Origin of the sequence: Streptomyces polygonati (genome assembly GCF_042650325.1) — a bacterium.
GTDB lineage: Bacteria > Actinomycetota > Actinomycetes > Streptomycetales > Streptomycetaceae > Actinacidiphila > Actinacidiphila polygonati.
The window spans coordinates 85,336-94,979 of the sequence record NZ_JBHSBB010000026.1; the positions used below are offsets into that span (position 1 = coordinate 85,336).

General features: G+C 74.7%; 6 protein-coding genes. 3 read left to right on the forward strand and 3 right to left on the reverse strand.

The genetic code is table 11. The features are described from left to right. Nucleotides 1–194 precede the first annotated feature (194 nt). Nucleotides 195–3,437, forward strand: coding sequence for an FtsX-like permease family protein (locus ACFO3J_RS28525; RefSeq protein ID WP_386435260.1), 3,243 nt, complete (start codon nt 195–197; stop codon nt 3,435–3,437). Nucleotides 3,438–3,472: 35 nt separating this feature from the next. Beyond that, the gene (locus tag ACFO3J_RS28530; RefSeq protein ID WP_386435263.1) at nt 3,473–6,331 is read left to right on the forward strand and encodes a hypothetical protein; all 2,859 of its coding nucleotides are present in this window, start codon (nt 3,473–3,475) and stop codon (nt 6,329–6,331) included. A gap of 48 nt (nt 6,332–6,379) precedes the next feature. Here ACFO3J_RS28530 and ACFO3J_RS28535 read toward each other — a convergent pair whose 3' ends face one another. Then, the gene (locus tag ACFO3J_RS28535) at nt 6,380–7,396 is read right to left on the reverse strand and encodes an ABC transporter ATP-binding protein (RefSeq protein ID WP_386435280.1); all 1,017 of its coding nucleotides are present in this window, start codon (nt 7,394–7,396) and stop codon (nt 6,380–6,382) included. 181 nt (nt 7,397–7,577) lie between these two features. After that, nucleotides 7,578–8,309: an ABC transporter ATP-binding protein gene (locus tag ACFO3J_RS28540; RefSeq protein ID WP_386435266.1), complete on the reverse strand. Its 732-nt coding sequence runs from the start codon at nt 8,307–8,309 to the stop codon at nt 7,578–7,580. A 147-nt stretch (nt 8,310–8,456) separates the two neighbouring features. Here ACFO3J_RS28540 and ACFO3J_RS28545 point away from each other — a divergent pair, with 147 nt between their 5' ends. Further along, the gene (locus tag ACFO3J_RS28545; protein WP_386435269.1) at nt 8,457–8,885 is read left to right on the forward strand and encodes a VOC family protein; all 429 of its coding nucleotides are present in this window, start codon (nt 8,457–8,459) and stop codon (nt 8,883–8,885) included. Nucleotides 8,886–8,895: 10 nt separating this feature from the next. Here ACFO3J_RS28545 and ACFO3J_RS28550 read toward each other — a convergent pair whose 3' ends face one another. Next, nucleotides 8,896–9,585, reverse strand: coding sequence for a hypothetical protein (locus tag ACFO3J_RS28550; protein ID WP_386435271.1), 690 nt, complete (start codon nt 9,583–9,585; stop codon nt 8,896–8,898). Between the last annotated feature and the right edge of the window lie 59 nt (nt 9,586–9,644).

Here is a 9,644-nt window from a genome sequence, read left to right on the forward strand (position 1 = left end):
ATCGGCGATTGTTGCGCCGTTCGGACGTGCCTGGTAGTACTGTGGCGCGCCGTCACCGTCACATGTTCGATATCGCGGGGGTTCATGTGGTCGCCACGGCCTTCACATCTTCGCTGCGACGGCGACCGGGGGCCCCGCGCCCGGCCCGGCGGCGACTCCCCCTCGTTGCCCGGCGGGCCACGCAGCACGGTCTGGTGCTGGCCGCTGTCTCGCTGACCGTACTGCTGTGCGCGACAGCGCTGGCCGCGCTCGCCTCGCTGGCCGGGAGTTCGGTGCAGGCCGGGACCGTCCGGCGGCTGGCCGCCGACCTCGACGCGCAGGTGACCCTCAACGCGTCCTTCCGGGCCGGGGGGATGGCCGCCGCCGACCGGGAGGTGCGGGCCGCCAGCGACCGGGTGTTCGCCGGGGTGCCGCAACGGACCTATGTGGGACTGCTGGGCGTGTCGCCGGTCTCGGTGACCGGGATCAACGGGGTCGTGGGCCCGCCGCGCGGTCCCGGAGGCAGCGGGCTGCACCCGGTCGCGGTGCAGGACGCGGGCACCTTCGGGCAGTTGGTCAGCGGGCGGTGGCCCGCCGGCACGGCCGACGCCCCGGCCGGCGCGTTCACCTCGCTGCCCGATGTCCGGGTCGCCACCGGGTCCACCGCCCCGGTCGACACGGCGGTGCCCGTCGCGCTGGCCGAGCGGCTGGGCGTCGGCTCCGGTTCCGCTCTCCAGGTGCAGGACGCCTTCGGCCGCGCCATGACCCTGCGGATCACCGGTGTCTTCCGGGCGACCGGCGCCGTCGGGTTCTGGCCCGCGATGGCCGGCGACCTGACCCAGGGCGAGACCGCCAGCCAGGATCTGCTGGTGGTTCCGGCCGCCGCTCTCAACGGCAGCGCCGTCCTGAACGGGCATCTGACGGCCCACTGGAGTGTGCAGCCCGACCTCTCCCGGCTCGACGCGGGCAGCCTCACCGGGCTGCGCGACCGGCTGCGGGCCTTCTCCGGCAGCCAGAGCCGGGTGTCGGTGTTCCGCGGGCGGCAGCCGTCGCTGGACGACCTGACCGTGGTCTCCGGTCTGCCGGGCGCGATCGACAACCTGGCGGTGCCGATGGTGGCGGCACGTTCCTCGCTGTACCTGCCGAGCGTGATGCTGGCGGTCCTCGCCCTGGCCACCCTGGTGCTGGCCGCGCGCCAGGTCACCGTGCGCCGGCGCGCGGACCTGGCCCTCCAACAGGCGAGAGGCGCCGGCACTTTGCGGCTGCTGCGTGGCGCGGCGGCCGAGTGGGCGCTCACCGGCATCCCGGCCGCCGCGGTCGCGCCCTTCCTGGCCGGGCTGCTGCACCCCGGCAGCCGGGGCGTCGACGCGTGGGCGGCGGTGGGACTGACCCTGCTGGTGCACGCCGCGGCGGTGCTGCTGCCCGTCCTGTCGTCGGCGGGGTCGCGGCCGGCCCGCGGCGCCCGGGCCGCGGCCGCGCAGCGGCTGGGCGCCGACCTGGCGCTGCTGGCGGTCGCGGCCCTCGGATATCTGGAACTGCGGCGCCACCACTCGCTGATCGCCGACGTGGGCACCGGCAGCGGGTCCGCGGACCCGGTGCTGGTCCTGGTGCCGGCCCTGGTGACCGGCGCCGCCGCGCTCCTGCTGCTGCGGCTGCTGCCGCTGACTTCCCTGCTGCTGGACGCGTTCGGCCGTCGCAGCCGGGGCCTGGTCCTCGCGCTGGCCGGCTGGCAGCTGAGCCGGCGGGCCGCGCGCACCGCCGGGCCGGTGGCGCTGATGTGCCTGGCGGTGTCGGTGAGCGCCTTCGCCACCACCGCGCTGGCCTGCCTGGGCGGCCTGGCCTCCGAGCAGGCGGCGTTCAGCGTCGGCGCGGACGTGCGGATCCAGCCGTCCACGGACAACGGCTACCCCTCCTCCGTACTGGGCGCCGCCTATCGCGCGCTGCCGGGGGTGACCGCCGTGACACCGGTGACGCAGTCGACGGTGAACCTGCCCGGCGGCGCCACCGAGAACCTGGTCGGCACCATCGGCGGGCCCGCTCCCCGTACCACGTCCCCGCTCGTCTTCGGGATACCCCTCCCGGGGCGTCCGAGCGCGCTGCTGCTGGACGAGCGGCTGCGCAGCGACGGCAGCCGCGCGGCGCCCAACCTGGAACTGACCGTGCAGGACGCGTCCGGTCTGGTCAGCACCGTGGCGGCGCCGCTGCCCGCCGCCGACGGAGCCGGGCACACCGTCGTGGTCCCGCTCGGCGTGGCGCTCAGCGGCGGCCACCCGCGGGCGTATCCGCTGACGGTGACCGCCGTCAACGTCCTGCCGCAGCCGGACATGCCTCCCGCGCGGCTGGACCTGGAGCTGATCCGGGTCGGCGCGCGCGGCACCGCGGACAGCTGGGTCGGCCAGCTGCCCGACGGGCAGGTCTGGGCCGACGGCACGGACCACGCCGCCGACTCCGCCTCGGGGGCCTGCGAGGGAAAACTGGCCGGCAACTACACTCCCGGCGTCCCCGGCGTGTGCTCGATCGTCCACGGCGGCCCCGAGGTACTCCGGACCGCCGTCAGCACCGGCATCCGGCCGTCCCGAGCGACCGGAGACGCCTTCGGCGGCCTGGCCGAAAGCGACTACGACACCGTGGCCGGCAGCCAAGTCCGGCTCGTCGCGGGCCCGGACGGCACGCCCGCGCCGCTGCCGGTGCGCGCCGACGCCTCCGCGCTGCGCGACGGGCGGCTGAGCGTGGGCGGCACCACCACGCTGGATCTGGGCAGCGGCGGCCGGGTCACCGCCAAGATCGTGGGCCGGGTCGACTCACTGCCCGGACTGGGCCGCGGCCAGGGGCATCTGATCGCCGACCAGCGCCAGCTCTCCGCCGCGACGACACTGGCCGGCTCCGACCAGGAGGATCCCGCGTTCTGGTGGCTCAGCAGCACCGACAGCGCGCGCACGGCCGCCGCCGCCGAGACGCAGCCCGCCCTGGGGCAGGTCACCACCACGGCGCGCACCACCATGTCCTTGCAGACCGACCCGTTCCGCGGCGGGCTGCGCCGGGCGCTGGAACTGGTCCGGTATCTGGCCCCCGGTTTCGCGGTCATCGCCTTCACCGTGCACGCGGTGGTCTCGACCCGCCAGCGCCGCAAGGAGTTCGCCCTGCTGCGGGCGATCGGCGTCCGTTCCAAGAGCCTGTCCGCGCTGCTGGGCGCCGAGCAACTCGGTCTGGCGCTGTTCGCGGTGGTCCCGGGAGCGCTGATGGGCCTGGCCCTGGCGTCGGCGGTGCTGCCGCTGGTCACCGTCGACGACAGCGGACACGCCCCCTATCCGCCGCTGCCGCTGGTCGTACCCTGGGGCACCGTGGCGCTGACCGCGGTGGCGACCGCTGTGGCCATCAGCGCGGTCGTGCTGGCGCTGGCCCGGCTACTGGCCCGGGTGGACCTGGTACGCGTGCTGCGGGCGGGGGAAGACCGTTGAGCCGGGCGGACGGACACGACCGGAAAGGGCGGACGGTGACGCGAACCGCGGGCGCCGGCGCGGCGGTGACGCCGCGTCTGATACGCAAGGAGACCCGCGGCGACCTGCCGATGCTGGTCTGCCTGGCGGTCCTGGTCCTGGTAGTGACGGCGCTGTGCGCCTGGGCCCCCGCCCTCGCGGGCCGCCAGGAGGACCGGGCACTGCGGCAGCGCGTCGACGCCGCGCAGGCCCATGTGCCCCTGATCAGCCTGAGCACCACGGCGGAGGTCTTCAACACCGATCCGCCCGCCGTGGACATGGCGACCCTGCTCGGGAGCGGCCGCACCCTCGCCGAACACCTCGGCGGCCCCGCCGCGCACCGCCTGACCTACGCCGGCGGCGGCAGCTACGACTACAACCAGGCGTCCCTGACCTCGCCGCTGCCCCCGGGGCCCGCGGACACCAGCACCAAACTGGCGATCAGCTATCTGCCCTCCGCAAGGACCCATCTGCGCTACGTCAGCGGCCACGCGCCCGCCGACCGCACACCGCTGGGCACCGCGCCCCAGATCGGGCTGTCGCAGGCCACCGCGCGGGCGCTCGGCGTCCGGTCCGGCAGCCGGCTCACCCTTGAGTTCACCAGGACACCCGAGGTACAGAGCGCGCCGCCGCGGGCGGTGCTGCTGGTCAGCGGGATCTACCGGACCGTGGCCACGGCCGACGGCTTCTGGACCGGCCGGGAGACCCTGGACCAGCCGTTGCGCTATCCGCAGGAGCGCTCGGCCGGCACGGTGCTCGCCGTCCGCGGCCTCGTCGGCCTCGACGCCGCCGACCTGCTGGCCGGCGCCGGAGTGGCCGGCCCGCGGGTGACCTGGGAGATGCGCGCCGACCTGTCCGGCGCGGCGCTCGACCAGGCCCGCGCGCTGACCGGGCCGCTGTCGCGGTACAGCGCGGACCTGAGCGCCGCCCTGTGCCTGGGGGGCGACTGGATCACCGGCGACATCAGCTGCCAGGTCGGTGGCCAGGCCACCGGGTCCCTGCTGGTGGCCGACTCCCTGACGCCGCTGCTCGCCGCGTTCACCGCTCAGGACCATCAGGCCAGGGCGCTGGCCGCGTTCGCCGTCGACGCCCTGGCCGCGGTCGGACTGGCCACCAGCGCCGTCGCGGTCCGGCTGCTGCTGCGCCGGCGGCAGGCGCACCTGCGGTTGCAGCGCGCGCGGGGCGCCTCGACCGCGCGACTGGTGCTGCTGCGCTGCGCCGTGGCCTGGCCGGTGGTGCTGATCGCCGCGCTGCTCGGCTGGGCGGCCGGACGGGCCCTCGCTCCCACCGGCGCCTCCGGATCGCCGCAACCGGTGCCCGCCGCCCTCGCCGCCGCGGTGGTGGCGCTGACGGTGCCGCTGATGACCTGGCTCGCGGTCCGCGAGCCGCGCCGGCCCGGGCGGCTGCGGCGCTCGCGCCGGAACATCACCGTCGGCCGGCGCGTGGTCCTGGAGTCGACCGTGCTGCTCGCGGCGACGGCGGGCGTGGTCGCGCTGCGCTCGCAGGGCCCCGACGGGATCCTGGGCGCGGTGCCGGTGCTGGTGGCGCTGGCCGTCGTACTGGTCCTGCTGCGGATCTACCCGCTCGTGCTGCGCGTGGTGCTGCGGCAGGCCCGGCGCGGCCGGGGAGCGGTGGGCTTCATCGGGGCGGCCCGGGCCGCCCACGACGCCCCGGCGACCGGGCTGGCGCTGTTCGTGCTGGTGCTGACCCTGGGCACGGCCGTGTTCGGCGGCCTCGTACAGCGCACGATCAGCGACGGCCTGGCCACGGGTGCGGCCTGGAGCACCGGCGCCGACGCGAGCGCGGTCGCCGCCGGGACGGTGCCCCCCGCCGGGACCACGACCACCGCACCGGGGACCCCTACCGCCACCGGGATACGGACCGCCCTCCAGCATCTGCACAGCCTCGACCTGGTCGGGCAGGCCGACGGCGCGGTGATCTCCTCGGTCGCCGTGATCACCGTGGACCCCCGGCAACTGGCGGCCATCGCCCCGAAGTCGCCGCTGGCCCACGCCCTGCTGTCCGGACTGGCCACCGCGCCGGGAACCCTGACCGGCCCGAGCGCCACACTGCCGTCCTTCCTGTCGCCCGGCCTGCGGGCGAGCGAGCACACCGGCGGCTTCACCTCCACCGTGCTGGCCCACGGACAGCCCCGGGTGAGTCTGATCATCGAGCCGGCCGGCACCCTCACCGCCGCGGAACTGCGCGACCCCCTCCTCGGCCCGGTCACGGCGCTGATCCCCGCTGGGACACCGATGCTGATCACCACCGCCGGCGCCGAGGATCTGATGCCCCAGCAGTCCTCGGGAAGCACCGTCCTGCTCCTCAAGGGCGACAGTCCGGCCACCGCCGGGCCCGCGGCACTGCGATCGGCGGCGGCCGGGGCGCTCGGGCCGCTGGCCCGGATCAGCGTCCGCTCCCAGACGCTGAGCGCGCTGCGGGCGGACGGCCTGACCCAGGGAATCGGCACCATCTACACCGCGGCCTCGATCCTGGCCGCGCTGTCCGGGCTGCTTGCGCTCGCCCTGGAACTGACCCTCACCTCCCACGAGCGCGGCCGCACCACCTCCTACCTGCGCACGCTCGGACTCGGCGGCAAGGAGGCCGGGGCGGTGCACTTCCTGCAACTGCTGCCGCTGGCGGTGGCCTCAGCGATGGGCGGCACGCTGCTCGGACTGCTCGAACCCCGGCTCATGGCGGGGACCCTGGATCTGCGGCAGTTCACCGGCGGCCCGGCCCAACCGGCGCTGCGGACCGACTACTCGCTGACCCTCGCGCTGGCGGCCGGCGTGACCGCGCTGATCCTGGCCGCCGCGGCCACCGAGACCGTCCTCGCCCGCCGGCGCCGCCTGGGAGCCGTACTGCGCCTCACGTGAACGGCCGCGCACGCGGCGGCCGGCCGGGGCGGCCACCGGGCGAACGGCTTACGGCGCGCTCTCGGGGCTCCCCGTGCTCCCGGGACTCTCGGTGCCATGGCCGCCGCTCGCCGCGTCCGCCGCTTCGTCCGCCGCGGACTTCGCGCGCCGCGCGGCCTCGTCCGGCCATACGCCGATGTGGTCGCTCTCCAGGGCCAGCCGTACCCGCTTGCGCAGGTGCAGGCGCTCGGTGAACTCGCTCGGCAGTTGGAGCCGGCCGCTGCCGTCCAGTACGGCGTACTCCTCGGCGGTGAGCACCTCGACGCCGTCCTCGGCGGCGGCGACCCGGCGCAGCACCTCGGTCGAGGTTCGGCCGTTGCGGATCCGTACGGTGCGCTGGACCTGCTCGGACACCAGCGCGTCGTGGGTGACCACGACCACGGTGACGCCCAGGTCCTCATTGGCCCGGCGCAGGGCAGCGAAGACCTCGTCGCTGGTGACGGTGTCGAGTTCACCGGTGGGTTCGTCGGCGAACAGCACCCGGGGCTCGTTGGCGCTCGCGACGGCCACGGCGACCCGCTGCTGCTCGCCGCCGGAGAGGGTGTCGGGGGTGCGGTCCCGGCAGTGGGCGACGGACAGCAGGTCGAGCAGTTCCTCGGCCCGGGCGCGGCGCCGGGAGCGCTTGATCCCGGTGTACGTCATCGGAAGCATCACGTTCTCGGCCGCCGAGAGGTAAGGCAGCAGATTGCGGGAGGTCTGCTGCCAGACGAAGCCCACGGTGTCACGCCGGTAGCTGAGCCGGTCGCGGCGCTTCATCGCCAGCAGATCGTGTCCGGCGACCTCGGCGGCACCCGCGGTGGGCACGTCCTGGCCGGAGAGTATGCCCAGCAGGGTGGACTTGCCCGAGCCGGAGGCCCCGACCACCGCGATCATCTCGCCCTGCGCCACGGTCAGGTCGAGGCCTTGCAGTGCCTGCACCTCGACACCCTCGGTCTGGTAGATCCGCACCAGGTTCTCGCAGACGACCAGCCCCTCCTCGCGTCGCGGGGCGGCGGCTGCGGCGGCCCGCCGGCGCAGCTCGTCCAGGTCCGGTGCCCCGGACGGCTGTTCGTGAACTGCCACGCGGTCCCCCGAGGAGGTGAGGAGGTGAAGTCTGCGGATGGCGCTGCCGGACAGCAGCCAGCGTAATGCGCAAGTGCGTACGAGGGGTGGGATCCGCCGGGCCGGCGACGGTGTGCGGCGGTGATACGCGTGATGGGCGGCGCCGTCAGCCGTCCCCGACGATGCGGCCGTCGCGCAGTTCGAGCACGCGGTCGGCCAGCGCGAGGAGTTGGGTGTCGTGGGTGGCGACGAGGGCGGTGACGGATTCGCTGCGGACGACGGCGCGCAGCAGGTCCATCACGGTGAGGCCGGTGTCCGCGTCGAGTTGGCCGGTGGGTTCGTCGGCGATGATCAGCGCCGGGTTGTTGGCGAGCGCGCGGGCGATCGCGACCCGCTGCTGCTGGCCGCCGGACAGCTCGCCGGGACGCTGTTTCGCGTGGTCGGAGAGGCCGACCAGGGAGAGCAGAAGGGCGACGCGGGCCTCGCGGTCGCGGGCCGGGACCTTCCGCAGGCGCAAGGGGACCCCGACGTTCTCGGCGGCGGTGAGGATCGGGATCAGGCCGAAGGACTGGAAGACGAAGCCGATGCGGTCCCGGCGCAGCGCCAGCAGATCGTCGGCGCCGAGGCCGGCCAAGTCGGTGCCGTCCAGGGTGATCCGGCCGCCGTCCGGGGTGTCGAGGCCGCCGACCAGGTTGAGCACGGTGGTCTTGCCGGACCCGGAACGCCCTCTGAGCGCGACGAGTTCGCCGCGCGGCACCTCGAAGGAGACACCGCGCAGGGCGTGCACGGCGGTGTCGCCGCTGCCGTACGTGCGGCGCAGGTTCTCGACCACCACCATCTCGCCGGCCGGTGTCCCGGCGTCCACGACAGCGCCCTGCCCGCCGAACCGCTCGCTCATACGTCTCCCCCGACCCCGCCCGGCCCCGGCTCGGCCGGCGCGCTCCCGCATCCGCACCGTACGGTACGGGGTCGGGGCGGGCCTTTCCACAGCGTCGGGATGCGGCCGGCAAACCGAGCAGCCGAGCCCCCTTGGTAGGGTGCGCCGATGTCGTCGATCAAGAAGTTCCAGGTCACCTTCGACTGCGCCGAACCCGAGCGGCTGGCCCGCTTCTGGTGCGAGGTGCTGGGCTATGTGGTGCCGCCGCCACCGGCGGGGTTCGCCACCTGGGACGATTTCACGAGCTCGCTGCCACCCGAGCGGCGGGACGCGTGGTTCGCGTGCGTCGATCCCTCGGGCGTGGGCCCGCGACTGTACTTCCAGCGCGTCCCCGAAGGAAAGGCCGCCAAGAATCGGCTGCACCTCGACGTGCGGGTCGGCACCGGACTCGTGGGCGAAGAGCGCCTCGCCGCACTTGAGGCCGAGTGCGCACGGCTGGTCCCGCTGGGCGCGGTGCATGTGCGAACGCTCTACGACGGCGATGACGCGTGCATCCCGATGCAGGACATCGAGGGCAACGAGTTCTGCCTCGACTGAGCGTCCCCGGTCAGAGCGCTGCCCGCCGCACCGACGACTTCCGGGCCGGCTTCCGGGCCCGCACGCCCGAGAGCTCGCCGACGGGCGCGAGCATGTGTCCGCCGTCACCCGCGCACCACCAGACGGCCGTGCCGTTCCGCTGCTCGCCGTGGACGCCGAGGCGGTGCCGGGGGCACACCGGCCAGACCTGCCAGGTCCAGACGAGCAGGCTCTCCTGGATCATGATCGCGAGGCCGGTCAGCGCCATGGTCGGGTCGTCGCACATGCCCGGCAGGATTTGACCTCCCCAGTTGAGCCGTTCGCCGTCGGCAAGGCGGACACCGGCCACCACCGGGAACCAGTCCTCCAGCACCTCGATCTCCGGTTCACCCTCGATCCCACGCATGGGCAGGTCGCGGGCCACGATCCGCAGCGCCGCGCGCAACGTCACCAAACGCTCAGGGGCGAGGTCGAAGCCGGGATCGAAGCCCGCGTCGTCCAGGATGCGCCGGGCCAGGGCGGTCATCTCGGCCGGCGACACCTCGGCCGGGTTCCGCTCGACGACCTCCAGGACGGCGTCGGTGTGCGGGAACCAGTCGAACAGTTCGCAGGCGAGCGCGACGACTTGCCGCGGGTCCAGGTCGTCCTCACGCAGACCGAGGTAGACCTCTCGCTCCAGCTGTTCGACCTTCGCTTCGTACGCAGCCATGGAGTCGCTCACCGGCCCAGTATCGCGGCCTAGGGTCGTGACGCCCGTGGTCGGAGCGATCGCAGAGCCGC

What these genes read in the sequence shown, in the direction of transcription:
- ACFO3J_RS28540 (WP_386435266.1), bottom strand. Translation starts at nt 8,309, where the DNA reads ATGAGCGAGCGGTTCGGCGGGCAGGGCGCTGTCGTGGACGCCGGGACA.
- ACFO3J_RS28545 (WP_386435269.1), top strand. Translation starts at nt 8,457, where the DNA reads ATGTCGTCGATCAAGAAGTTCCAGGTCACCTTCGACTGCGCCGAACCC.